Here is a 783-nt window from a genome sequence, read left to right as displayed (position 1 = left end):
GCTTGGGGGAGGTGGGCATGGCGTTGGCGGCGTATACTCGCAACCCGCGTGAGATACGAGTTGCTCCTCCAGACGATGACGCCGGGCACACCGTACGAGGTGGCGCGGGTGGATGCCCTCCTGGCCGGGCGGCGGGTGGCTGCCCGGCCGGACGGCAGGCGCGTGTGGCACCTGAAGAACGGTGATGTGGAGCTGGGCGAGCTGCGTGAGGGCGGCCAGGTGGTGGCCACCGAGCTGCGCATCCCCCTGGCGGACCGTCCGGACCTCCTGCGCGAGGTGGTGAGCGAGGCGGCGGCGCTGGCCACCGAGGCTGGAGTCCGGCTGGTGGACCCGCAGCTCGGCCGGACGCTGTCGGCCACGGACGACGGCGAGGTGGTGGTGCAGTACATGCGCACCGCGCGCTACGCGGGCGAAGTGGCCGGAATGGCGGAGGCCATGGGCGCGAGCAGCTACTCGGTGGAGGACACGGGCTCGCGGGGCTTCCAGCCGTCGGGGCGCTTCTTCCTCTTCGTCATCGCCGCCTTCGTCGTCCTGTACCTCGTGGTGGACTCGATGCTGGCCCGGCTCAACGGACACTGAGGGGAAGGCCGGTTCCCCGGCGCGGGCGCGTCCGGTGCGTTAGGTTGGGGGCGTGTTCAAGTACCTGCTGCTCGCCTTCACGGTGGTTCCGCTCATCGAGGTGTACCTGCTGGTGTCCATTGGCCGGCAGGTGGGGTTCCTACCCACCATCACCATGGTGCTGGTGACGGGGTTGGTGGGGGCCTCGCTCGCCCGTCGGGAGGG

General features: G+C 70.6%; 2 protein-coding genes. Both read left to right on the top strand.

Annotation, left to right across the window (positions count from 1 at the left end):
- Positions 1 to 48: 48 nt before the first annotated feature.
- Positions 49 to 579, top strand: coding sequence for a hypothetical protein (locus tag HG543_RS53935; RefSeq protein ID WP_169352714.1), 531 nt, complete (start codon positions 49 to 51; stop codon positions 577 to 579).
- Positions 580 to 631: 52 nt separating this feature from the next.
- Positions 632 to 783, top strand: a 152-nt coding sequence (locus HG543_RS53930; RefSeq protein ID WP_169352713.1) for an FxsA family protein, incomplete at its 3' end; no start/stop codon positions are given.

Source organism: Pyxidicoccus fallax (assembly GCF_012933655.1).
In the GTDB taxonomy this organism is placed as follows: Bacteria; Myxococcota; Myxococcia; order Myxococcales; family Myxococcaceae; genus Myxococcus; species Myxococcus fallax.
Note: the sequence above shows the minus strand (reverse complement) of the source record. Positions and strands in the feature narration are given on the sequence as shown.